This window comes from Burkholderia sp. Bp8963, assembly GCF_003854275.1.
Taxonomy (GTDB): domain Bacteria; phylum Pseudomonadota; class Gammaproteobacteria; order Burkholderiales; family Burkholderiaceae; genus Burkholderia.
Genome location: NZ_QTQP01000057.1, coordinates 17,133 through 40,800, shown reverse-complemented (window position 1 = coordinate 40,800; position 23,668 = coordinate 17,133). Strand labels below are relative to the sequence as shown.

At 61.5% G+C, this 23,668-nt stretch carries 23 protein-coding genes and 4 pseudogenes; 15 read left to right on the top strand and 12 right to left on the bottom strand.

The features are described 5' to 3' along the window. Positions 1–124: 124 nt before the first annotated feature. Positions 125–247, bottom strand: a pseudogene (locus DID96_RS31700) (H-NS histone family protein); the annotation flags it as partial. A gap of 377 nt (positions 248–624) precedes the next feature. Between DID96_RS31700 and DID96_RS31695 the strand changes: the two are divergent. Then, entirely contained in the window at positions 625–900 is a 276-nt protein-coding gene (locus DID96_RS31695; protein ID WP_124599463.1) for an HU family DNA-binding protein, read from the top strand. Between the two features lie 480 nt (positions 901–1,380). Here the strand turns inward: DID96_RS31695 and DID96_RS39185 are convergent. Together DID96_RS39185 and DID96_RS38520 are read right to left on the bottom strand one after the other, a co-directional pair. Next, a pseudogene (locus DID96_RS39185) lies at positions 1,381–1,677 on the bottom strand (H-NS family nucleoid-associated regulatory protein); the annotation flags it as partial. Positions 1,678–1,922: 245 nt separating this feature from the next. Continuing rightward, positions 1,923–2,093, bottom strand: coding sequence for a hypothetical protein (locus DID96_RS38520; RefSeq protein ID WP_185732430.1), 171 nt, complete (start codon positions 2,091–2,093; stop codon positions 1,923–1,925). Between the two features lie 206 nt (positions 2,094–2,299). Between DID96_RS38520 and DID96_RS31685 the strand changes: the two genes are divergently transcribed. Together DID96_RS31685 and DID96_RS31680 are read left to right on the top strand one after the other, a co-directional pair. Continuing rightward, positions 2,300–2,464 (top strand): zinc ribbon domain-containing protein, encoded by a 165-nt coding sequence (locus DID96_RS31685; protein ID WP_124603154.1) that lies wholly within the window; start codon positions 2,300–2,302, stop codon positions 2,462–2,464. 47 nt (positions 2,465–2,511) lie between these two features. After that, positions 2,512–2,748, top strand: a complete 237-nt coding sequence (locus tag DID96_RS31680; protein ID WP_124603164.1) for a cold-shock protein — start codon at positions 2,512–2,514, stop codon at positions 2,746–2,748. Between the two features lie 51 nt (positions 2,749–2,799). Here the strand turns inward: DID96_RS31680 and rpoD are convergent, their stop codons facing one another. Beyond that, on the bottom strand, positions 2,800–4,830 hold the full coding sequence (gene rpoD / locus DID96_RS31675) for an RNA polymerase sigma factor RpoD (protein ID WP_260464076.1): 2,031 nt from the start codon (positions 4,828–4,830) through the stop codon (positions 2,800–2,802). A 123-nt stretch (positions 4,831–4,953) separates the two neighbouring features. Between rpoD and DID96_RS39180 the strand changes: the two genes are divergently transcribed. After that, positions 4,954–5,256, top strand: a complete 303-nt coding sequence (locus tag DID96_RS39180) for a DUF296 domain-containing protein (protein ID WP_409333831.1) — start codon at positions 4,954–4,956, stop codon at positions 5,254–5,256. A gap of 517 nt (positions 5,257–5,773) precedes the next feature. On the opposite strand, the gene DID96_RS31665 is transcribed toward DID96_RS39180, so the two are convergent. Then, positions 5,774–6,799: an IS110 family transposase gene (locus tag DID96_RS31665; RefSeq protein ID WP_124603153.1), complete on the bottom strand. Its 1,026-nt coding sequence runs from the start codon at positions 6,797–6,799 to the stop codon at positions 5,774–5,776. A 277-nt stretch (positions 6,800–7,076) separates the two neighbouring features. Here DID96_RS31665 and DID96_RS31660 point away from each other — a divergent pair, with 277 nt between their 5' ends. The 4 genes from DID96_RS31660 to phbB all read left to right on the top strand — a co-directional run bounded on the left by DID96_RS31660 (position 7,077) and on the right by phbB (position 9,142). Next, complete coding sequence (locus DID96_RS31660; protein ID WP_124603152.1) at positions 7,077–7,274, top strand: hypothetical protein; 198 nt, start codon at positions 7,077–7,079, stop codon at positions 7,272–7,274. A gap of 121 nt (positions 7,275–7,395) precedes the next feature. Next, positions 7,396–7,956 carry a TIGR01841 family phasin gene (gene phaP / locus DID96_RS31655; protein ID WP_124603151.1) on the top strand — a complete coding sequence of 187 codons (561 nt, stop codon included), beginning with the start codon at positions 7,396–7,398 and terminating at the stop codon, positions 7,954–7,956. A gap of 226 nt (positions 7,957–8,182) precedes the next feature. Next, a complete protein-coding gene (locus DID96_RS38515) occupies positions 8,183–8,335 on the top strand; it encodes a hypothetical protein (RefSeq protein WP_185732429.1) in 153 nt (50 codons plus the stop codon). A gap of 63 nt (positions 8,336–8,398) precedes the next feature. After that, the gene (phbB, locus tag DID96_RS31650) at positions 8,399–9,142 is read left to right on the top strand and encodes an acetoacetyl-CoA reductase (protein ID WP_124603150.1); all 744 of its coding nucleotides are present in this window, start codon (positions 8,399–8,401) and stop codon (positions 9,140–9,142) included. Between the two features lie 62 nt (positions 9,143–9,204). Here phbB and DID96_RS31645 read toward each other — a convergent pair whose 3' ends face one another. Then, positions 9,205–9,651 (bottom strand): hypothetical protein, encoded by a 447-nt coding sequence (locus DID96_RS31645; protein WP_124603149.1) that lies wholly within the window; start codon positions 9,649–9,651, stop codon positions 9,205–9,207. A 199-nt stretch (positions 9,652–9,850) separates the two neighbouring features. After that, positions 9,851–10,858 (bottom strand): annotated as a pseudogene (locus DID96_RS31640) (glucokinase); the annotation flags it as partial. A gap of 530 nt (positions 10,859–11,388) precedes the next feature. On the opposite strand from DID96_RS31640, the gene DID96_RS31635 reads away from it, so the two are divergent. From DID96_RS31635 to fucP, 3 genes are all read left to right on the top strand, one after another. Beyond that, complete coding sequence (locus DID96_RS31635; protein ID WP_124603148.1) at positions 11,389–13,026, top strand: NADP-dependent glyceraldehyde-3-phosphate dehydrogenase; 1,638 nt, start codon at positions 11,389–11,391, stop codon at positions 13,024–13,026. Positions 13,027–13,037: 11 nt separating this feature from the next. Further along, positions 13,038–14,456, top strand: coding sequence for a pyruvate kinase (gene pyk / locus DID96_RS31630; RefSeq protein ID WP_124603147.1), 1,419 nt, complete (start codon positions 13,038–13,040; stop codon positions 14,454–14,456). A gap of 193 nt (positions 14,457–14,649) precedes the next feature. Further along, complete coding sequence (fucP, locus tag DID96_RS31625; protein WP_185732431.1) at positions 14,650–15,945, top strand: L-fucose:H+ symporter permease; 1,296 nt, start codon at positions 14,650–14,652, stop codon at positions 15,943–15,945. A gap of 43 nt (positions 15,946–15,988) precedes the next feature. Here fucP and DID96_RS31620 read toward each other — a convergent pair whose 3' ends face one another. The 3 genes from DID96_RS31620 to DID96_RS31605 form a co-directional block, all read right to left on the bottom strand. After that, complete coding sequence (locus DID96_RS31620; protein ID WP_124603146.1) at positions 15,989–17,146, bottom strand: ATP-binding protein; 1,158 nt, start codon at positions 17,144–17,146, stop codon at positions 15,989–15,991. Between the two features lie 150 nt (positions 17,147–17,296). Beyond that, positions 17,297–19,090, bottom strand: a complete 1,794-nt coding sequence (locus DID96_RS31615) for an alpha/beta hydrolase (RefSeq protein WP_124603161.1) — start codon at positions 19,088–19,090, stop codon at positions 17,297–17,299. Between the two features lie 384 nt (positions 19,091–19,474). Next, positions 19,475–20,512 carry a GSU2403 family nucleotidyltransferase fold protein gene (locus DID96_RS31605; RefSeq protein WP_124603144.1) on the bottom strand — a complete coding sequence of 346 codons (1,038 nt, stop codon included), beginning with the start codon at positions 20,510–20,512 and terminating at the stop codon, positions 19,475–19,477. A gap of 635 nt (positions 20,513–21,147) precedes the next feature. Here DID96_RS31605 and DID96_RS38510 point away from each other — a divergent pair. From DID96_RS38510 to DID96_RS39640, 4 genes and pseudogenes are all read left to right on the top strand, one after another. Beyond that, positions 21,148–21,381 (top strand): hypothetical protein, encoded by a 234-nt coding sequence (locus DID96_RS38510; protein WP_185732432.1) that lies wholly within the window; start codon positions 21,148–21,150, stop codon positions 21,379–21,381. Next, a pseudogene (locus tag DID96_RS31600) lies at positions 21,345–21,536 on the top strand (modulator protein); the annotation flags it as partial. The gene DID96_RS38510 and the pseudogene DID96_RS31600, both read left to right, overlap by 37 nt. A 52-nt stretch (positions 21,537–21,588) precedes the next feature. Next, positions 21,589–21,906, top strand: a complete 318-nt coding sequence (locus tag DID96_RS31595; RefSeq protein WP_124603143.1) for a transposase — start codon at positions 21,589–21,591, stop codon at positions 21,904–21,906. Positions 21,907–22,036: 130 nt separating this feature from the next. Next, entirely contained in the window at positions 22,037–22,447 is a 411-nt protein-coding gene (locus DID96_RS39640; RefSeq protein WP_124603160.1) for an IS3 family transposase, read from the top strand. Positions 22,448–22,871: 424 nt separating this feature from the next. On the opposite strand, the gene DID96_RS31580 is transcribed toward DID96_RS39640, so the two are convergent. Both DID96_RS31580 and DID96_RS31575 read right to left on the bottom strand, forming a co-directional pair. Next, positions 22,872–23,288 carry a type II toxin-antitoxin system VapC family toxin gene (locus DID96_RS31580; protein ID WP_124603142.1) on the bottom strand — a complete coding sequence of 139 codons (417 nt, stop codon included), beginning with the start codon at positions 23,286–23,288 and terminating at the stop codon, positions 22,872–22,874. Next, entirely contained in the window at positions 23,285–23,524 is a 240-nt protein-coding gene (locus DID96_RS31575; protein WP_409333830.1) for a FitA-like ribbon-helix-helix domain-containing protein, read from the bottom strand. The genes DID96_RS31580 and DID96_RS31575 overlap by 4 nt, the downstream gene beginning before the upstream one ends. Positions 23,525–23,668: the final 144 nt, after the last annotated feature.

Sequence of the window (23,668 nt, the reverse complement as noted above, 5' to 3'; positions counted from 1 at the left end):
CTGGACACCGGTTGGTGCCGTGACGCTCAATCCTGAACACGACGCTGTCGTTTCGATGGCCCCGCACGTCGACAGCAAACAGCCTCTGGCTGCATGAATCAGGCGGCAACTACCTTGACGCGCGCCGCTTCACCTGCTCCCGAATCGTGGCGAGTACTGCTGCCTTTTCTTTTTTCCGGGCCTCATCAACGAGCAAGTTGAGGTGGCCGAGTTGCTGGTGCAGCGATTGAATTTTACTGGTCGTCATGAATAATCTGTTCATCGATACCGTGCGCGCAAACCATGTCGGTCGCGGCGCATTTTCGAGGCCTGTTTGGCCACGACCAATCATGATGGCAACTTTGCGGAACAACTCGCGCCAAAATCCTGGCACGCATCGCATTCGTCAGTGGTACCACCTACCCGTCCTCATTGTCCATCCAGATCGCAGCGTAGCGGCATCATCGGGCAGGACGAGCGCCTCGCCCGACGCCTGCTCCGTACAACGCGGCGATTCTCCCCTGGTTGACCTCGATTTCGAATGTTACATGTGCAACAAAGAGGCAGAAGTTGCGTTCTACGCAGTAAATGTTATAGGGTAGTGGCCAAATCCGCCTTTAGCGGACATGACTGAGGAATCCACGAATGAACAAGCAAGAACTCATCGACGCTGTTTCGGCTGCAACGGGCGACAGCAAAGCCAGCACGGGCGCTGCCATTGATGCCATTCTCGCGGCCGTGACGCACGCCGTCACGCGCGGCGATACGGTGCAACTGATCGGTTTTGGCTCTTTCTCCACCGGGGCACGTGCTGAGCGGACCGGCCGCAATCCGGCGACCGGGGAAGCCATCACGATTGCCGCCGCAAAAACGGTCAAGTTTACCGCCGGCAAAGCATTCAAGGATGCCGTGAACACCTGATCGGTATCGAGACACCAGACTCACCCAGCGAGAAGTTTCTCCAGCAGCAATCCATCCGATAAAACGCTGGCATTCCAAACCCACATACAAAACTGTGGCGGCATCCGGGCCCCGGGTCGGATTGACCCGGAGCACGTGAAAAACGATTCAACGTCAGCAGTAAGAAACAATAAAGCGAGCGACAGCGACCAGTCCATTCCTTGCCGCTCGCCCGCCTGATCCGCGCCGTTACTCGCTCGCGGCTTCGGTGACAACTTCCGGCTTGACGGCGCCTGCCGCCTTTTTCACGCGAGGAGCGCGCTGGCTTCTCGTCTTTGTTGCGGCAACATTAGTCGACGGGCGCCCTCTTTCGCGAGCCACTGTCGCGCCCGCCGATTTCACGGATTTCGCGTCGGCCTTTTGAGTCTTTGCGACGGCTTTCTTTGCTGCAGTCCGGGTCGCGGCTTTGCCGGCGGTACTCGGTGCCTCGGCCGCGGCGCCAATGAGAAAGCGGGTGCGGTTCTTCACGTCCTTGATCCACGCCGGAGCGCGACCGCGTCCGCTCCACGTTTCACCCGTCTTCGGGTTCTGGTACTTTGCCGCGACGTGAGCACCGACCGTCTTGCCCTTGCCGACGCGTTGACGACCGAAAATCTGCTCGGCCGTGATCCCGTATTCAGCCACCTTTTCGCGAATGTCAGCGATCACTGCTTCCAATTCCGCAATGCGTGCTGCTTCCGTCTTCTCGTGCAATGCTTCAAGCTGTGCCTTCAACGTCTTGTAGTCGCCATTGGCCATGTTCTGTTCTCCCATAGTTGTCGGTTGCGAGAGGTCGCAACGCTCGAATTATGCCACTCATCGTGATAGACGGAATTGATAGATTACCCTGCCAGCCACTTGTCAACCAGCGCGTGATCGATCAAGTCCTATCGAAAGGGCTCTCCAACTCAAACGAAACCAAGGAGTTCAAAACATGCGTTACGAACTCATCGGCGCAACTCAAGGATGGATGGAGAATATCCATCGGCCAGGCTGACGCCCGATTACAACCAGCGGCCAAAATGCTGGAGCTGCAGCGCATAACCGCTCATCGCATCGACCCATTTACAACTCAGCGAAGGCATCAGGTTGATCGCCTCCTCCAGTGATGGTCCTTTCAGCGAAGAAAGCTCGGCGCTACTCGTGAATTTGTCGCGAAGCAGCGAAAGAATCATTAATCAGACGTTTGCAGGGTCGTCCCTGCACTTCGTCGCGTACACGTACCAGCCGCCTTTCGAACACGCCGTCGTCGGGCTCCACGAGCGGTCCTCCCGGTCGAGGTTCCCGCGGGTGCCTCAATGCGGGTTCACTGCAATATCGAGTTTGCGCCGCCTCGCACCATACTCATATCCACAGGCAGCATCGATACCGGAGGAATGCCATGCCGACCTACCAATACCGTTGCGAGAAGTGCGGCAAAACGTTTGAGAGTGTTGAGCATCTCGCTGAACATGCATCGGCTCACCCGCCCTGCCCGCAATGCGGAAGCGAACAGGTTCAACACGTACCGACGCCATTTGTCGCGAAGACATCAAGAAAGAGCTGATCCAGCCTGTCGATTCCATTTTCCTGTTCGCCGGTGCCAACGCCACAATCGCTTACGAGGTCGCCACAACGTGGTTTAACGATACGAAGGGGTTCGGATTCATGACGCCGGACGACGGCGGCGAAGACGTGTTTGCGCACTTCTCCGAGGTTCAGGGAAGTGGCTTCAAATCCCTTCAGGAAGGCCAGAAGGTCAGCTTCGAGGTCAAGCAGGACCCCAAGGGGAAACAGGCGGCCAACATCAAGCCGCTGCAAGTTACCAGCAGCGATCACGCCTGCGCATGATCGCTGCTGGTCTGGAGCCGGACGTCAAAGTGATATCACGCCCGGCTTGTCTCAGCGCTCAAGAAAGGGCCTGAGCTTGTCTGCGCGACTGGGATGCATCAGCTTGCGCATCGCCTTGCTTTCAATCTGGCGAATCCGCTCGCGGGTCACGTCGAACTGCTTGCCGACCTCTTCAAGCGTGTGATCGGAGTTCGTGTCGAGCCCGAATCGCATCCGCAGGACCTTGGCCTCGCGCGGCGACAACCCGTCGAGCGCCTCGTCGATCGCCTTGCGCATATTTGCGTGAATCGCGGCTTCAGCCGGTGAACTCGCCGAGGCGTCCTCGATCATGTCGCCAAGCGTCGCATCGCCATCGTCACCCACCGGGCTTTCGAGCGAGACAGGTTGCTTGGCGATCTTGAGGATACCGAGCACTTTCTCCTCGGACATCTCCATGCGCTTTGCAAGCTCTGCGGGATGCGCTTCCTGCCCTGTCTTTTGCAGGATTTCGCGCGAAATCCGGTTCAGCTTGTTGATCGTCTCGATCATGTGGACCGGCACGCGAATGGTCCGCGCCTGATCGGCGAGCGCACGCGTGACAGCCTGCCGGACCCACCAGGTCGCGTAGGTCGAGAACTTCCAGCCGCGCCGGTATTCGAACTTGTCCACGGCCTTCATCAGGCCGATATTGCCCTCCTGGATCAGATCCAGAAACTGCATGCCACGGTTCACGTATTTCTTGGCGATCGAAATGACAAGGCGAAGGTTCGCTTCGATCATCTCGCGCTTGGCCTGCCGCATTTTCAGCTCCGCGGCACTCATCTGGCGGTTGATCTGCTTGAGCTGCTGGAGCGGCAACGAGACCCGGGACTCGATGTCGACGAGTTTCTGCTGCGCAGCCTGAATGGCCGGCAGGTGTCGCTCGAGCGCCGCGCCGAACTGCTGCGAGGTCGCTGCCGTGCGGTTCGTCCATTCGAGGTCGGTCTCGTGGCCCGGGAACGACTCGACAAACGCGTCGCGCGGCATGCCGCACCGATCGACGGCGATCGCCAGGATGCTGCGCTCGATCGAGCGAACCTCAGTCACCTGCTCATGCACAATGGCGCACAGGCGGTCGATGGTCTTGGCCGTAAAGCGGATCGGCGCGACTTCACGCTGGATCGCGGTGCGCACTTGCGCAGCGGCCGCGGATCGAGCGTCGCCAGTAACCGGCGCATCCGGCAACTGCTCGAACAGGGCACGCACGCGCGCGAAAATCGCAAGACTGTCGTTCGTGAGTTCTTCGAGGCGTGCCGCGTTCACCTTCTCCGAATCCCCGGCGTCCGTTTCGACGTCGTCGTCTTCGTCCGACTCATCGTCGGCGGCGAGTGCTTCCGCCTCCTCTTCTTCGGACTCCGGCGCCATGTCGCTTTCGTCGGCGTCGACGCTGATGCCATCGACCAGTTCGTCGATGCGGAGTTCGCCGGCAACGATGCGGTCGACATCGGCAAGAATCGTGGACACGATCGACGGACACGCGGCAATCGCTTGAATCATGTCCTGGAGGCCATCTTCGATCCGTTTCGCGACCTCGATTTCGCCGGCGCGGGTCAGCAGTTCGCTGGCGCCCATTTCGCGCATGTACATCCGGACCGGATCCGTGGTGCGGCCGAATTCCGAATCGACAGTCGAGAGCGCAGCTTCCGCCTCCTCGTCAGCCTGATCGTCCGATGCCGCGGCAGGCGCGGCGTCGGTCAACAGGAGCGCCTCGGCGTCCGGCGCTTGTTCGTACACGGCCACACCCATGTCGCTGAACGTGCTGACGATGGTGTCCATCGCCGCCGTTTGCGTAAAGTTATCGGGCAGGTGATCGTTGATGTCCGCGTGCGTGAGATAGCCGCGCTCTCGACCGAGCGCGATCAACGCACGCATCTGGCGTTGACGCTCTTCGTTCTGGCGTGCCTGTGACGCGGTGTCCTGCGGCGAAAGGGCCTGGGCCTTTCCCTTCAACTCGCGGCGGCCGGCCTTTGACGCGACGGTGGTGACAGGGAACGTGGAAACGTTCCGATCAGGAATTGCCAATACTTGCTCCTCGACAGATAGGCCGACGATCGTCGCGAGCATGGCACCAGGATGGATGCCTGCCAGGATGCGAACGGAATCGTGGAGACGCACAGATAGTCGAGGCCGGGATGCCTCGCGCGGAATCCGGTGTGCGCAGCTTTTGGGGGGATGGATGATACCTGAATGCATGGTGCGGTACAACATATGCTGCCGACCGCGAATGCGGGGGCTCGATGGCTTTGCCGAATTGCCCCCCAATGTTGCGCGATCGCCGGCGCAGAATCCCCGACCGGGCTTCGTGGCGACCTCGAAATTTTGACCCTGGCCGGGTCGGTCTCGCCTGATGGCGCGCGGGTGCATGGTCGCACGACTGGCGAACTATCGATCGCGCTGCTTCCCGGACATCGTTTCGCCAGGGAATTCGACCCGGGTACCGGGTTTATGGAACGGGTGATCCGGAGCGAGCCGGTCGTGAACCCGACTTGAGAATTGCGCGTGCGGTACCGCTGCCAACGGATGCGCCCGCTTCAGGTAGGTGAAGGCGGCGCGCCCTCAGGATCAGGCTGCATTAAGTGCCGTTTTACCTCGACGAGTATGGCCGCAGGACAACCACGCGCGGAATCGTGCCTTGGGCGGCCGGCAGAAATTCTCCCCGTGTGAACCCCGTGCGCGTTGGAGCGATATTTCCCTACGGATCCGTCTTTCAATTGCGCTGTGCAAAGGTGCAAGTTGTCTTACAAAGGTTAATCTATGGTCACCCCCATTTTTGCAATGCTGATCTTGACGGGTGGATGGCTTGCACAAATCTATCCGGCGTCGTTGTGGGGACTACTCCCCGCGCCACGATGAGAATCGCGCCAGGCGGTCCTGATAACAGACGCAGCTTCAGGAGCTCGTTAACCTTTCAGGGTGTCCGCCAGGCCGGTTTGCCGTTTACGTCATCAATAATCAGCAGTCGCAAAACCAGGTGGGTTGAATTCGTTAAAAGTGCGACGGCACATCGTTACGCGACCGCAGCGGGCGCCTGTCGTTCGAATACAGTGTCATGGCTTACGATCGCCCATGCAATTCGTGCCAGCTTGCTGGCCAGCGCACAGGCGACCACGCTGGAGTGGCGTCGCCCCAGCATCGCTCGCACCCAGTCGGCCATACGGCCCGACTGCTTGTCCAGCCGGAGCATAAATGCTCGGGCACACTGGACCAGCAGGTGGCGGATATTCTTGTCCCCTCTCTTGGAAATTCCGAGCAGATTTGACTTTCCACCAGTACTGTATTGCCTTGGCACCAGCCCGACCGCAGCGGCGAAGTCACGGCTGCATCGGTATTGCTTACCATCGCCGAGCTCCGAGGCAAGCAGACTGGCAGTGATCGTTCCAATGCCGGGAATCGTCAGCAGACGCTGGCCAATGGAGTCATCGGCGAGTTGCCGCTCGAGTTCCTTCTCGATATCGCGAATCTGCTCTGTAAGGTATTTGAAGTGCGCATGCAGGCGATCGAGGATCGCGACCAGACGTGGCGGCAGTCGATGCTCCGCCAGTACGGCCGGCAGTCGCTTTACGACGGCGTGGCCAACGGGAAGGCTGATGCCGAATTCAAGCAGGAATCCATGCATCTGGTTGGTAGTACGCACACGGTCGCGGACCAGAGCCTGGCGAACCCGGTGCAGTGCTGACAGAGTCTGCTGGGATTCTGTCTTTGGCGTAACAAACCGCATCGATGGTCGCGATGCGGCTTCGCAAATCGCCTCGGCATCGACGAAGTCGTTCTTGTTGCTCTTGACGAACGGGCGTACGAATTGTGGAGAAATCAGCTTGACGGTATGTCCGAACTCGCTGAGCCTGCGTGCCATCCAATGTGCGCCGGCGCAGGCCTCCATCACGACGGTGCAAGGGTGGAATGTCACAAAGAACTCAAGCAGTTGCTTGCGCGAAACTTTTTTGCGGAATACAGCTTTACCGGCGCCGTCCTGCCCATGCAGGTGAAAAGAATGCTTGCCCAGATCGATTCCAACCATCGTGACGTTGTGCATGGCAGTGGCCTCCCGAGGAAAGTTCTCAGCAGCGTACTCGCTGAGAGGTGGGGGTGACCATCCCATTACTGACCCATCAAAGCGTTTTCATGTTTAATTTTTTTCTGGCACCGTCCCCAATCCCGAACTAAGATGATTAATCTGGTCTTGGGACAAGCGAATTTCGCCATACCAGAAAACAGAATGGAATAACCTATCCGCACCGGTGTGCCTCCGGCGCGAAAGCGGTCATTCCTCTCTCCCAGCAACGTTGCTCCCGATAACCTGTGAGACAGCCATGCTGAGTCCCCACGAATTTTCCACGCTGATGCTGGTCAAGTCTGCGCCTGACCAAATCGATCTCGGCCGCGAAGAGCTTGACACGCTTCTGGAACGGCAACTGGTCGCGCTGGAACAGCTCGCCTCCGGACAGCAGCGTCCGCATCTCACTCGCAACGGCGATGCCGTGCTGCAGGCCGTCGCGCGGATACGCTGAACCGAATTCAACCAGACAGTCCACGCGTCGTCCGCGGGTGATGGCGCTGCCGCCATGCCGCCGCATGTCACGTACCCCATGGTAACGGGGCAACGTCCGTGCCCCTTACAGGAGTTCCATCATGCAAACGCAGGAGCAGCTTGCTGCGACCCAGAAGGCCTATGTCGACATGCTGTTCGGCCTGACCAACAGGATCGTCGAAAGCGTCGAACAGCTCGCCCAACTGAACGCACAGGCGATTCGGTCTGCGTTGACCGATACGCTCGATCAGGCCCAGAAGTCCCTCTCTGTGAAAGAGCCACGCGAATGGCTGGCACTACAGGACGGCCTTGTCGGCAACAGTGCAGAAAAGGTGCAGGCCTACCACCGTCAGTTGTTCGAGATCGTCACTGCGATCCAGACCGGGTTTGCGCAGGTCGGGCTGGCTCAGTGGGAGGCGTATAGTCACCAGGCTCGGACGCTGGTGGCGGATCTCGCGCAAAGCGCGCCCGGAGGTTCCGAGACGCCCTTCGCCGCGCTGGATTCCGCGCTCACCGCCGCCAATGCACTGTATGAAACGATGCAGCGAAGCGCTCAACAGGCGGCCGAGATCACCCGAGGCAACCTCGACATGGCCGTGGTAGCGGCCTCGCAATCCGTCAAGCGCACCGTCGTGCCGGCGGCACCGGCCACCAAACGATAACGCCCGACGCCGAAGCTGAGCAGGAAAACCAGGTCGTCTTTCGGCAGTGATTTTCCGGAATTCGACAGTGAGACGGTGCGTCAACGAGAACCGGGCACCGCACCAGTTGGGCACCGTGTAAAGGCTGGCATCCGGCGTGGACGTCGGCGTCATACTGCGCACCGCAGCAATGGTCGGCATCCGCTAATCGGCCGGGTCGCTCAACACCACGTTGAAGGAAATGAAGATGGACGAAAGCCGGGTAAGCATGGTGATGGGTTTGGCGGTGCTGCTGTTCGCGGTCATTTCCGTGGTTGGCCATTATCGACGCGAGCAGCGGCGTGCCCAAATGCTGCGGCTGCTCGATCAGGCGCACCGCGGGCAATCGCCGCGGGGTTGACGATACGTCGCACGGGCGTGACCCTGATGAGTACCACTGAATCGACAACCGGGGACAGACATCATGACGAAACGCATTGCGGTGGTAACGGGCGGCATGGGCGGATTGGGAGAAGCCATCAGCACGAAGCTGCATGACGCGGGTTACGACGTCGCCGTCACCCACTCACCGTCCAATACCGGCGTGAAGGATTGGTTAGCCGGCATGCAGGCGCACGGGCGCCACTTCCGCGCGTATGCGGTCGATGTGGCCGACTACGACTCGTGCCAGCAGTGTGTGGCGGAGATCCGGCAGGCGATCGGCCCGATCGACATCCTGGTGAACAACGCCGGCATCACGCGCGACCTTACGCTCAGGAAACTCGACAAGGTCAATTGGGACGCCGTGATCCGCACCAATCTGGATTCGGTCTTCAACATGACCAAGCCGGTGTGCGAAGGAATGGTCGAACGTGGATGGGGCAGGATTATCAACATCTCGTCGGTCAATGGCTCGAAGGGCTCGGTCGGCCAGACCAACTATGCCGCCGCCAAGGCGGGCATGCACGGCTTCACGAAAGCGCTCGCGCTCGAAGTGGCCCGCAAAGGCGTGACGGTCAACACCATTTCGCCAGGCTACCTTGCGACGAAGATGGTGACGGCGATCCCGCAGGACATCCTCGACATCAAGATCCTGCCGCAGATTCCCATCGGGCGGCTCGGCCGGCCTGACGAGGTCGCCGCACTGGTCGTCTATCTGTGCTCGGAGGATGCGGGCTTCGTGACCGGCTCGAACATCGCAATCAACGGTGGCCAGCACATGCATTGATCGGCGCGCCGGTCACCCGCGAACGCAGCCAGACCGGTACGGACTTGGCGGGTGATCAGGTATCAAAGGGGAATAGAATCGACGACCTTTCCGCGCAACTTGTCCGGTATTTCGATTCGGAGCAAACGGTCGAGTTTGGCCGTGCATTGCAGGTAACGTCGACGACAAACCGAGCGCATTTGCCCATCGTAAATTCGGACGACCTCCTGCATTAAACGGACTGCGTCATCGCCCAGGCTCCAGTCATCCGTTGCATAGGCATGCTCGGCCGCAGCCTCCAATGCCCCTTCAGCGTCGCAGTACAACTCGTATGCCGCGTCTCCATACCCGTCCTGCCAAAGCAGGTATGAAAGATAGGTCATGCGGATAAGCTGATAGAGCTGATGCCGATTTCCCTGACCCGCGCAGCACACCGCGAAAGCCAGATGTGCTGCGAGCGACGCATCCCTGACGAATACCATCGGCAAGGGGAGCAGCATTGCCTTTTGAGATAGATTGCGGTTTTGCATCGTTTCCTGGGCGTGCCTTTGTCGAACGGGACGACGCGGTCTTAAATTCGTCAGCACTCCAACGTTTACGCGCGCGGCAATACGACCGGTGTAACCGCCGGCACGTGAGCACGAATGGCCACGATGGATCGATCGGATTGTTCCTTGCGGTACCGCGAAGTCAATGCGGCAACGCCTTGCCGGGGCCACTGCGCGGTTCGCTCGACAGGTGTTCTGCGAGGATCGCCGAAACGCCGAGGAACGCCGGATAGTCCGCGGTGATGACGTAGGTCGGCACGTTGGCGAGATAGGCGTCGAATCGACCCTTGGCTTCGAAGCGCCGGCGAAACGACGAGCGGGTGAATAGCTCGCCCAGACGCGGCACCACACCGCCGCCGATATAGATGCCGCCGTGCGAGCCGAGTGTCATCGCGAGATTGCCTGAGAAACTGCCGAGAATGCCGCAGAAGCACTCGATCGTTTCGGCCGCGAGTGCCTCGCCCTCGTGCGCGCGCTTGACGATTTCGGCGGTGTCGAGGCTCGCGGGCAGCTTTTTCGTTTCTTCGCGCGCGGTAAGCGCGCAATAGATCAGTTCGATGCCGGGGCCCGAGCAGACGCGCTCGAACGACACGTGCGGCGACTTCTTGCGCGCAAACTGCAGCACGAGATCCTCGCGCTCGTCCTGCGGAGAAAAACTCGCATGGCCGCCTTCGCTGCCAAGGGCGATCCAGTGGTTGTCGGCGGGAATCAGGCCCGAGACGCCGAGGCCCGTGCCCGGCCCGAGCAGGCCGATCACGCTGTTCTGGCGGGGCTGGCCGCCGCCCACCTGGCTGCGCTGCGCGTCGGTCAAACCCGGCAGCGCCATGGCGAGCGCGGTAAAGTCGTTCACGACCAGGAGCGTGTCGAAGCCGAGCGCACGGCGCGTGGCCTCGATCGAGAAGGTCCAGTCGTGATTGGTCATGCGCACCTGGTCCCCATCGACCGGGTTTGCAATGGCGATGGCCGCGAGGCTCACGCGGCCGACCTTCGTGTCCTTCAGATACTGCCGGATGACGTCCGCGACACCCGGATAGTCGGCACACGGATACACGCGCACCTGGCCGATCTCGCCCGCGCTCCACTCCAGGGCGAAGCGCGCGTTGGTCCCCCCGATGTCGGCGAGCATTCTCGGTCCGTTGGCGTGCTGGCTCTCGCCAGGGGCAGATTTGTCAGGTGCACCTGTAGACATTGAGTCTCATTTCCTTGTCGTTCGCCAGCTTCGAGATGGCACTGTTCCGGTCAGCCGTGGCGGCCTGCTGCAGCACGTAGAGCGTGTGCCGGGAGCGATCAGCAGGATCAGGCACGCCACCTGGAGCAGCGCCTGCATCGGAGGCGCGCCTGCGCCGCACCGAAAAGTGCGGTGATACCGCCGGAATCGCCAGGCATCTGTCGCTACCGCCCCGAGGCAATGTAGTCGTGCAAAAATTGCAATTGACACTGCGAAGTAGTTTAACTACAGTCGAGCGCAATGAATAGTACCTGGGGACGAAAAGGCGGAGCGATGTCGATGCAGAAAGGGCTGATCAATCTGCGCAGGCGTTTCTCGTCGGTTTCTCGCCGGCTTCAATCCCTCGTTGCAGCACGTCGCGCGCAGGCGCCATGCCCGCGTACCCTGCTCCGATCGACTTCGGCACCGCCTGCAAGGCGCCTGACCGCCGTGCGCTTTGAACGCCTCGACTGAACACGCTGTACACCTGCCCCAACGCTTTCGGAGACCTCATGACGACCGATCACGATTCGCGACTCGCCCGGCACTTCCCAACGCTTGACGAGATACCGGAGGAACACCGTCTCGCCGCCCCCGTTCACCAGCGCGATTTCCTGATCGGTGGGCAACTGCTCACATGGGACGGCCCCTGCAAAACCGTGCTGTCGCCGGTCTGCACACGCGACCCGTTGACGGGCGACGTAAGCCAGGTCGAGATCGGCAGCTACCCGCTCATGCACGAGGCGCAGAGCGACGCCGCACTGAATGCCGCCGTCGCTGCGTACGACAACGGCCGAGGCGAATGGCCGACGATGACGGTCGCCGGCCGCATCGCCTGCATGCAAACCTTCGTGAAAGGCATGGCCGAGCGCCGGCAGTCGATCGTGAACCTTCTCATGTGGGAAATCGGCAAAAGCCTCGCCGATTCGCGCAAGGAGTTCGATCGCACCATCGAGTACATCCAGGCCACGATCGACGCCCTGAAGGACATGGACAACGGCCATTCGCGATTCATGGTGGTCGAGGGGACCATTGGACAGGTCCGCCGCACGCCGCTGGGCGTCGTGTTGTGCATGGGGCCGTACAACTATCCGCTCAACGAGACGTTCTGCACGCTGATCCCGGCGTTGCTCATGGGCAATACCGTGGTCCTCAAGCCGCCACAATATGGCACGTTGCTTTTCGAGCCGTTGCTCGAAGTGTTTCGGGATGCGTTTCCGCCCGGCGTGGTCAACACCATTTACGCGCCGGGTCAACTGGTGGTGCCGCGCATGCTGGCCTCGGGCAACGTCAACGTGCTGGCACTGATCGGATCGAGCCGCGTTGCGGACCATCTGAAAAAGCAGCATCCGAAATCGCACCGCCTGCGCGCCGTGTTGGGCCTCGACGCGAAGAATGCGGCCATCGTGCTGCCCGATGCCGACCTGGATCTGGCGGCAAGGGAATGCCTGCTTGGCGCACTGTCGTTCAACGGACAACGCTGCACGGCCCTCAAGATGCTGATCGTGCACCGCAGTGTCATCGACGCATTCCTCGAGCGTTTCACGGCTGAACTGGCCCGGCTCAAAACGGGCATGCCCTGGGAGGCCGGCGTGCACATCACGCCTCTGCCGGGGCCGCATCGCACCGCCTACATGACAGAAGCGATCGAAGACGCCGTGGCAAAGGGCGCGCGCGTCGTCAACGAGGGCGGCGGTGCCTTCTGCAGCACGCTGTTCAACCCGGCCGTCGTCTACCCCGTGCGCGAGGGGATGAAGCTGTACCGGGAGGAGCAGTTCGGTCCGGTCGTCCCGGTCATGAGCTTCGACGACGTGGAAGAGGCACTCGACTACGTGATCACCTCGGATCACGGGCAACAGGTAAGCATCTTCGGCAACGACGCTTCGCAGATCGGCACGCTGGTGGATCCGCTGGTCAACCAGGTCTGCCGCGTGAACATCAACTGCCAGTGTCAGCGCGGGCCGGACGTGTTCCCGTTTGCCGGGCGCAAGGATTCGGCCGAGGGCACGCTGTCGGTCAGCGATGCGCTGCGCGCGTTCTCGATCCGCTCGATGGTCGCGACCCGACAGACCGAGCCGAACATGGCATTGCTCAACACCATCGTGCGCGAACATCAATCGAAGTTCATCAACACAGACTTCATCTTTTAAGCGGAGTGAACATGACGCGTCGCAAACGTAATGCCCGGATCGTCGCGACACTGGGGCCATCGAGTTCCGACCTGGCCACGGTGCGTGCCCTGTTCGACGCCGGTGCCGATGTGTTCCGACTCAACTTCAGTCACGGTACGCACGTCCAGCACCAGGAGCGGCTCGAGATCATCCGCCGCGTCGAGCAGGACACCGGGCGGCCTATCGCCGTGCTGCTCGATCTCCAGGGCCCGAAGCTGCGCATCGGCACGCTCGCCGACGGCCCGGTCACGCTAAAGGCCGGTGCGGCGTTTCGCCTTGATCTGGACGCCACCCCGGGCGACGCCACACGCGCACCGCTGCTCCATCCGGAGATCTTTGCCGCACTCGAGACCGGCACCGAATTGCTGGTCGACGATGGCAAGGTGCGTCTCAAGGTACTGAGCTTCGGGCCGGACTTCGCCGAGACGCAGGTGATCACCGGCGGCACGATATCGGATCGCAAGGGTGTGAACGTCCCCTCGGTACTGCTGCCCATCCCGGCCATGACACCCAAGGACCGCGCCGACCTCGAGTTCGGGCTGACGCTGGGCGTCGATTGGGTCGCGCTGTCGTTCGTGCAAAGACCCGAGGATGTGCTCGAGGTGAAAGCGATCGTCCAGGGGCGCGCCGCCGTGCTGGCCAAACTGGAGAAGCCGGCGGCAATCGACTCGCTCGACGCGATCGTCGATGCGGCCGACGCGATCATGGTGGCGCGCGGCGACCTGGGAGTCGAACTGCCGGCCGAACAGGTGCCGCGGATCCAGAAACAGATCGTCAGGGCCTGCCGGGCCGCTGGCAAGCCTGTCGTCGTTGCCACCCAGATGCTCGAATCGATGATCGCCGCGCCGGTGCCGACTCGTGCGGAGGCCTCGGACGTGGCGAATGCGGTGTATGACGGCGCAGACGCCGTGATGCTGTCGGCCGAGTCCGCGTCCGGCCAATACCCGCGCGAGGCCGTGGCGATGATGGACCGCATCATTGCGGAGGTGGAGTCCGATCCGGACTACCGCAGCGGGATCGACGCCGCTCATACGGCGCCGCAGGCCGCAGTTGCCGATGCGGTCTGCCTTGCTCTGCAGCAGACGGCGAACCTGCTGCCTGCCGCGGCGATCGTCACATACACGCGATCCGGCTACACGAGCCTGCGCGCGGCACGCGAGCGGCCGGTGGTCCCCGTGCTTGGCGTGACGCCGGAACTCGCGACTGCACGGCGCCTGGCGCTCGTCTGGGGCGTGCATCCCGTGCACGCCAACGAGCGTGTCTCCGACGTGCCTGACATGGTGAACAAAGCCTGCGCGATCGCGCGACGCGAAGCCTTCGCGCACGCGGGCGACTTCGTCGTCATTGCCTCCGGCATGCCTTTCGGCGTGGCGGGCACAACCAACTTCCTGCACATTGCCAAGGTCTGACGCCTGTCTGGCTTGGCTACTTTGACTTGCCCTGCGCGCGCAACGACAGAATTGCGCCTGGGCAATTTTGCAGCGCGTGGAAGGAAACGCAACTTGCGTGCGTCGCGTTCGCCCTGTGTGGCGAACGCGACGCGTCGATTTCCCACGCGCTCACCCGATGATTTGAACTCAAGGAGACAACATTGTGGCGGACATGATTTTAAGAAGCGCACGATCTGGCGGCGGCTCGCCAGCTGCGATGCGCTATACGACACCGCTGATTATCCTGACATCCCTGTTCTTCATGTGGGGATTCATCACCTCGCTCAATGACATCCTGATCCCTCATTTGCGAGCGGTATTCACGCTGAGCTATGTGCAGGCGATGTTGATTCAGTTCTGCTTCTTCGGCGCATACCTGGTCATGTCGTTCCCGGCAGGTTTTCTGGTCGAAAGGCTCGGATACAAGGCGGGCATCATCCTCGGCCTGTCGGCGGCCGGAACCGGTTGTCTGCTTTTCTATCCCGCGGCGGAACACGCGTCCTATCCGTTCTTTCTTGGCGCGCTGTTCGTGCTCGCCTCGGGTATCACCCTGCTGCAGGTCGCTGCCAATCCGTATGTGGCCATCCTCGGGACGCCGGAACTGGCATCGAGCCGCCTCAACCTGACCCAGGCCTTCAATTCGCTCGGCACCGCGCTCGCGCCGGTTTTCGGCTCGGTGTTGATTCTCTCGGTGGCGATCAAGACCTCCGGGCAGTTGCAGAAATTGAATCCCGCGGAGCTCGCGGCTTATGGCGTCTCGCAAGCGGGCGCAGTGCAAATCCCGTACATCGGGCTCGCGATCGTGTTCTACCTGCTGGCCGTCGCGATTGCCACGTTGAAGTTGCCGAAGATCGACGCGCCCGAAGCGCGGGTCGAGGTGTCCGACGCCCGTAGCACCGACCGTGTCCACGCGAACGTTTGGACCCATCGCCACCTGGTGTTGGGTGCGGTCGGCATCTTCCTGTACGTGGGGGCCGAGGTCGCTATCGGGAGCTTTCTGGTGAACTTCATGGGCCAGCCGCAGATTGCAGGCTTGCAGCAGGAAGCAGCCGCCCGATACCTGTCGCTGTACTGGGGCGGAGCCATGGTGGGGCGCTTCCTCGGCTCTGCGTTGCTGAGCAGGATCCGCCCCGGCTACTTGCTCGCGTTTAACGCCTTCGTCGTATCGGCGCTGCTCATGATCGCAATACTGGCATCGGGCACGATAGCGATGTGGGCCTTGCTCGCGATCGGCCTGTTCAATTCGATCATGTTCCCGACGATTTTCACGCTGGCGATCGAGGGGCTGGGCAAGCATACCGGCGAAGGCTCGGGCATCTTGTGCATGGCGATTGTCGGTGGCGCGATCGTCCCGCTCATCCAGGGTGTTATGGCCGACCACATTGGCGTACAGCTCTCGTTCTGCGTACCCGTGGTGTGCTACCTGTACATCGCCTATTACGGACTGAAAGGGCATGACGCGGATTGAGGTTCGCTGATCATCAGGCGAGCAGCCCGCGTTCTCCGGCGGGCTACTTCTTCACGGGCGGCACGAGTGTCGTGTGCAGGGTGGCCGCGGTGCGCCGCCGAATCCATTCGCCATAGGCCTCGTCTTCGATGCGATATTCGCCTACGCTCAGGCGCGTCACCACGTTGTCGTCCTGCAGGCGGCGTAGCGCGTGTCCCGCGGTATTGCGGGTCGCGGGCCGGCCGATGAGCGCCGTCAGGCGTGCCATGCCCGGCACCGAATGCAGGTCCGAATCGCCACTGGCGAGCAGCGTCAGCACGGCCTGGTCGGCGGGATTGGCGGCGTTCCACTGCTTGAGGAAGTGCGCATCGGAGAACACGGATTCCTTCGTGTGCTCGATGGCGGCGCCGACGCCTTCGGTCTGGTAGAGCATGAACCGCTCGACGAAGCGCTTGAAGAACTCAGGCGTGCGGTGCAGTTCGTCGAACGCGCGCTTGCCCTGCTCGAAGGTTAGCGTATGCCGGGCCATGCTGTTCATCCGGTCGATGGTGAACGCCACGAACTCGTCGCCGAGCAGCGGGAACGGCTCCAGCGGTGCCCAGTTGTAGAAGGGCTCGGCGGAGCGCGCGAACATGTCACGCAGCGTCGTCTCCGAGCTGCCAGCGAACACCACCTTGATGCGCTCCTTGCGGATGTCGAGCGCGGCACGCAGCGCGTGCGCGAACGTGCTGTGCTCTGCCTTCGCCAGCACCTGCGCCTCGTCGATGACGAGCAGCAGCGGCTTCTGCTGACGGTCCAGCTGCCGAAGCACCTCGCGCATCGTGGCCGAGCTGTCGGCGTCGAGCTGCGCCAGCTCGGCTTCGATGGAGCCCTCCGCGCCGCCCGGAATCTTCCCGCCCACCTTGATTTTCCGCACGGGCTTGCCCAGGGCGGTGAGCACGGCGCGCAGACCGCGCGGCTCGAGCGCTTCGGCCAGCGCCGAAACCAGCGCGATATCCGGGGTCGAGGTGTCCCAAAGATTCGTGTAGGCGACGAGGATACCCTCTTCGACGGCCGCCGGCAGCAGGTCCTTACACAGGAACTCCGTCTTGCCCATGCGGCGGCGGGCAAAGAGACCTCGCGCGGATGTCAGACCCAGGCCGAACGCATTTAGATAGGCATTGGCCAGCTCAGGACGCGGGTAATGCCACGGGTCGACCGGGGTTTTCTCATGCTTTCTCACGACGATTGAGAATTCTCAAATAACATGAGAAAGCATGATACAAACGGTAGCCTGTCCTGTAAATGGCTATTTCGGCCCAACGTCCGCCAAGTGAAAATGTCGCGCGATAACGGCGGAGAGCGCAAGAGTTTGTCGTCCATGTCCCGCTCTTCACTTTCGCAAGACGTAGGTGCCTGGCGCATCGGCGAGGATCGGCATGTCGGCATCGGGCAAGCCGATCGGCGGCGGCACGACGCGGCTGGCTGAAGAATGCTCGTTGAGCCATTCGGTCCATGCGGGCCACCAGGAACCATTGCAGTGGTCGGCGGCGGCGAGCCACTCGTCGGGGCCGATGCTCATCTCGGCGGCGGCGGTGAACTTGATCCGGAACTGGCGGTGCGAGTGTCCCGGCTCGCTGACGATGCCTGCGTTGTGGCCGCCGCTCGCCAGCACGAAGGTGACATCGGTGTCGGACAAGTAATGAATCTTGTAGACGGAGCGCCAGGGTGCAATATGGTCGCGCTCGGTACCGACAACGAACATCGGTGCCCGGATATTGCGCAGCGAAACGGGATGGCCGCCGACTTCATATCGTGCGCAAGCGAGGTCGTTGTCCAGAAAGAGCTTGCGCAGATACTCCGAATGCATCCGGTAGGGCATGCGGGTTGGATCGGCATTCCATGCCATCAGGTCGCTCATCGGCGAACGTTCGCCCAGCAGATAGTCGTGCACGACGCGCGACCAGATCAGGTCGTTCGATTGCAAGAGCTGAAACGAGGCCGCCATCTGACGCGCGGCGAGATAGCCACGTTCCCACATCACGCTCTCGAGAAAGTAAACCTGGCTTTCGTCGATGAACAATTGCAGTTCACCCGGTTCCGTGAAATCCGTTTGCGCGGCGAACAGCGTCACCGAAGCAAGCCGGTCGTCATGGTCGTTCGCCAAGGCGGCAGCGGTGATGGCGAGGATCGTCCCGCCGAGGCAGTAGCCGGTCGCGTGAATTCTCTGGTTCGGCACGATGCGCGAAATGGCGTCGAGCGCGGCCACCACGCCAAGGCTGCGATAGTCGTCGAGGCCGAGATTGCGGTCCTGCTCGTCGACGTTGCGCCAAGAGATGCAAAAGACGGTGTGCCCGTTGTCGACAAGGTACCTGATCAGCGAGTTGTCACGCGACAAATCGAGGATGTAGTACTTCATGATCCACGCAGGCACGATCAGCACAGGCTCGGCGGCAACCTGGGCAGTCGACGGGCGATACTGGATCAATTCGATCAGCCGATTGCGAAACACGACACTGCCCGGGGTCGCGGCAACGTCGACGCCGACCTCGAAGCGTTCGACGCCGGCGGGCGGCATGCGCAACGCGAGGCGCCACGCGTCTTCGATCGCGTTGGCCGCGCCTTGCGCGAGATTGGCGCCGATGGTGGCGGCGGTGCGCTGCAAGACTTCGGGGTTGGTCGGCACGAAGTTGGCCGGCGCGAAGACGTCGAGCCATTGTCGTGCGACGAACGATACGACGTCTTCATGGTGGCGCGTCGTGCCCGGCACTTCATGGGTGGCTGCGCTCCACCATTGCTCACTCAGCAAAAAGGCACACTGCCAGAAGCGGAACGGCTCCCATTGCCACGCAGCCGCACCAAAACGGTCGTCTTCCGGGAGTATCGGCGCGAGCGGCTGCGCGCCCTTCCCGGCCTGTGCGTCAGTCAGGTCTGCCAGCATCAGCCGGACGTTGCCCGCAGCAAGCGCCGCCAGTTCCAGCCGTTTGCCGGGTGCGGAAAGAAGATGTATGAACCAGTCGGCGAATGCAAGCATGAGTGCCGCTGGCGAAAAACCGCCGGTCGCGCGCGCGATCAGTGCCTGTCTTGCGTGATCGAGTGCGCGCAACGGGCCGGTCGAATCGCACTCGGGTATCGGTCCCCTTCTCGTACTGCCGTCATCCGGCTCCGGTTTCAGTCGAGTGCCCATCGGTGTTCCTTCGAGTCGAAACGAACTCAAAAGGACAGACACACTAACAGCCGAACAGTTCGTTTTTGAGCGAACCGCCCACACCGGTGCCAAGCTTCGTCGGGGTGGTCGTCCTTTTTGGCGGGATGAGGACCACGACAAGTCTGTGACCAGCGGTTCCAGGACCTTGTGCGCGGGTGCCCGCGGGCTGCTGCCCCTTCAGAGCTTCTCGACGAAAGTGTGCGTCGGTGCATAGCAGGGTACGGCTACCGCACGGTTATCGAACACGTCGACGCCTACAGTGTTGTAGGCCGGAGGTGAAAAGACCAGAAAGTCCTTGTCACGTAGAAAGCCCCCCACTACTTGATCATCAGCCGGCGGTAAAAGAAAATGCATATCCAACGATCAGCCCAACGCAACCAGCCGCTCCAATGTGTCTACGGTAAGGTGCGGATACCCCTCGGCATGAGGCATGGCATGATCGGCGGCTTGCGCGACGCGCGAACGCGCCGCGGGCGGCAAGGCCTCCATCGCGGCCTCGACCCAATCCGCATTGCGCTCCAGTGTTGCCGCGAGCATCACAACCGCCTGCTGCAGATCCTTGTTCGATTTCACGCCCAATGCGGCTGGTCGCAGCGTGCTCACAACGAGCTTGTGCAACGCAAAGCGCGCGGGCGCCGGAACGCGTACAGGCACAATGTGATCCTTACCCAGCACATATCCCGAGTCTGCTTCTGAAATGAGAAAGTCGAAGTACGGCAGGCCGATCGCATGGGCCTTCAGCCCGGGCAATTCCTTGGTTTCGTAATTCTCTGAACCCGGTACCAGAAGATCGACCTTGAGCATCGAACCGCGGCGCTTGTACGAGGTTGCGGGTTGCTTGGGATGGAGCCCAGGCACCTCGAGGAATGGAAGCCCGGTGTCCTTGAGTACATCCAGAAGGCTGCGATCCTCCGAAATGGCGAGCGCCACCGGAGAAGCCGCACCGATATCGATGTCGTTCGTCTGGTAGTTCGCGGCCAGTTTGACCCCCAGGCCGTTCAGCAACGCACCGAAGGCGTGTGAGCCGACGAGGACCGCCCCTTGCTTGAACAGACCCGCGTTGAAGATCGACGCGATGGTGAGCGCCGAGGAGTTGTCCGCGACGGCGAACTTGGCTGTTCGTAGTGTCTTCACCGACTCCGCCAACGCACGCGCTTCCGCGCTCTCGCTACGCTTCTGGTCTAGCTTGGCGAGCGTGTCCGGAGCATCCGTCACCCCGAGAATTTCGTCAGAGCGCTGCCCATCGGCCCTATAGACGCGCCAATAGGTGTAGTCGTTGCCTTTGACCGTCTTGTACGCCGCTGTGCCGGGCGTCTGCAGCGAGATATGCGTTTGCCCAGCCGCGGACTCGATCAAAGAGGCGTACAGCGTTTGCAGCGCGTCGGGATGGTAGGTCAGCATGGTCGCATCGAAGTTGCCCACTAAATTCACATATTAGTGGGTAACTTGTACTGTGGAAAGGCGGGCGTGCGGCTCAAGTTACCCACTACAAATTAATACTAGTGGGTAACCCATCCGACCTTGCATTAGAGGGACTCCGTTCAACGTCAGCAGCGTAAATACTACGGCGCATACGCATGGCGGCCCCAGGAGCATTCCAGCAGCATCGAGGTCGTCTGCAAGCCAATTGAATTCGGATCCATCCAGCCAGTCAGCCGACCTTTTCCCTGGGGGGAATCGGTTCGACGGCGGGTTGGCCACGGCCAAGCGTAGGGGATTCCGAGGCGCTTTCCTCTGTTGAAAACAACTCCCGATCGGTTCCGGGACGCGGGCGACTGCGGAAATGCCCGCGAGTCGATACCGAGTGACACGCGTGAGCCCGCTCCACACCACCTCGCCGGACAGCACCAAGGCGTCCGGCTGACGCGCGCTTCCCAAGATTCGCCGGCAGGCTTGTTCGTCCGGAATCCGAAGAACAAAGCTGACGCACGGAAAGCTTTCCCATCCAATTGAAACTATTTTGCAACATACAAGAAATACATTTTTAATCAGCGTCGTGAAAGATATGTGCGGATTCACAATCTCCAAAGTCGACCGTGACTCGCTATACCAAACGCCAGATTGGCGCGTATTCGCTCCTCCCGTTTTCCACCGCGCTCTCCCTGGCCTCCTACGGCGGCGATGGCGGCCCGCAGTCGACGCCGGCGGCCCAACAAGCCGAAGCCTTCCTGACCTACGTGGACGGCCTGCCCGGCGCCACGAAGCAGCTCGCCAAACTGCCGGCGGCCGCACGCAGACCCAATGGGCGGCGAGCAACGCCGCGACGCTGAACATCCCGTTCCTGATCCACCTGGGCGACGTGGTCGACCAGCAGAGCAAGGAAGCGCAGTGGATGGTAGCCGACAGCGCGATGCAGGTGCTGGAGAACGCCAAGGTGCCCTACTCGATTCTCGCCGGCAACCACGACGTCGTTCTCGACCGCGACTGAAGTTGATAATCATTGAGAGGCCTCCTGGCCGCCCGATGGAGGTGCCGTCATGGGCAAGCATCGGAAGCCGTACGCGGCCGAATTCCGGGCGCAGATGGTGGAACTGGTAAAGGCAGAACGTACGCCTGAGGAATTGGCGCGCGAGTTCGAGCCGACGGCGCAAAGCATCATCAACTGGGTCGCGCAGGCCGATCGTGACGCCGGTGTGCGCCAGGACGGCTTGACCACGGCCGAGCGGCAAGAATTGACGCGGCTGCGTCGTAAGGTCCGCCAGCTGGAGATGGAGCGCGACATACTCTCTCACGCGGCAGCCTGGTTCGCGAGGGAGACGGGAGCCGTTCCACCGAAGGGCGGTACGGATTCATGAGAGCGAACCGGGCCCGCTGGCCCGTTGCCACGATGGCGCGGCTGCTCGGCGTCTCCACGAGCGGCTTCTACGCGTGGCTGGCACGCAAACCGTCGCGCCACGCATGCAGTGATGCGCAGCTGCTGGCGCTATCCGTACGCTGCACGCGAGTTCGCGCGGCACGTATGGGGCACCCCGTATCCATGCGCAACTTGCGCGTGAAGGCGTGCACGTGGGACGCAAGCGGGTGGCGCGCCTGATGCGCATGGCAGGGCTTTGTGGCGCAAGCCGACGGCGCTGGCCACGTACCACGCGGCAACGCGCGGGGGCACGGCGCGCACCTGATCTCGTACGCCGTCACTTCAGTGCCGATGGGCCTGACGTACTGTGGGTGGCAGACGCCACCTACATACCAACGAGCGAGGGATTCCTGTACCTGGCGGTGGTGCTCGATGTCTTCAGTCGCCGTGCGTGGACTGGGCGATGTCCAACCATCTGTACACGGAGCTCATGCTGCGAGCGCTCGATATGGCGCTTGCGCAGCGTCGTCCCGAGCATGTGATTCATCATTCCGACCAAGGGTGCCCAATACACGTCCATTGCCTTCGGGCGGCGCTGTCGCGAAGCACGCGTGCAACCGTCGATGGGGACGGCCGGCGACGCCTACGACAACGCCATGTGCGAATCATTCTTCGGCACACTCGAAGCGGAGTTGCTGTCGCGAGAAGCCTCACGAAGTCGTGCAACGACGAGGGCACCTGTTTGGGCGCGATCTCCACGGGCAAAGCAAACGAAACGAACTGCACGTTTTCAGCCATCAGCGCCTCGGGGCAGTTCGAAGAGGGCGACGTCGCGACATCGGCCGGTGCCGCTACGTTACTTCAACTCGCTGGTCCCAGCTATTGCGCACATCAGACTGGCGATTCGCCTTCCCAAATAGCTCGATCAACATACATACTCCCGTCAACCGTCGAGCGGGCTTCAGATTAATTCCACGGGTCGATCAACTCCACACCGCAGCCTACAAAGTCTTTCACGTTACGGGTCGCTACCGTCGCACCGTGCGCGCGTGCGATCGCGGCAATCATCGCGTCGATCTGACTAACCGGCGCACCCGCCAGACGTCGCTCGCTCGCGATTTGGGCATAGGTGTCAGCTGCATCCCAATCAAAGCTGAGGACTCGCCCCGAAAAATCGACATCGAAGATCGCACGGACCGCAGTTGCGAGTGCTTCACGCCGCGTACCGGTCGGCAGCAAACGGACGCCGTACTGCATTTCGCCGCGCGTGAGGGTCGTCGTGAACAGCGCGAGTCGAGACTGCCGACCGAACCATGCGATCACTCGTTCATTGGGCGCCGGCTTGATGAGTTCGGACAAAACATTGGTATCGAGGACGATCATGAGCCGAAACCGCCCAGCTCTCGAATCGGCTCCCGCGTCGGCAACTCGAGTTCCACGCCTCCGATTGCGGCCACACGCTGGCGAATCGACGCCACCAGTGAGTCACCCTGCGGCGGCTCCACCGCCAATGCACTGCGCAAGATATCGCGCGCCTCCGCCTCCATTGATTGGCCGTGCTTGGCGGCCTGGACACGCAACCGTGTCTTAAGTGGCTCGTCCAGATCTCGAATGGTCATTGCTGCCACGGATCGCCCCCGTCAATCATCAATGATGATATTGTATAAAATGATGCCGGTCATTTCAATGACGATATCTAATCTGGCGCCGATTTGCCACCGTTTACGCGTTCGGCCGCAGTGTCCGCCACCGGGCAATCTACG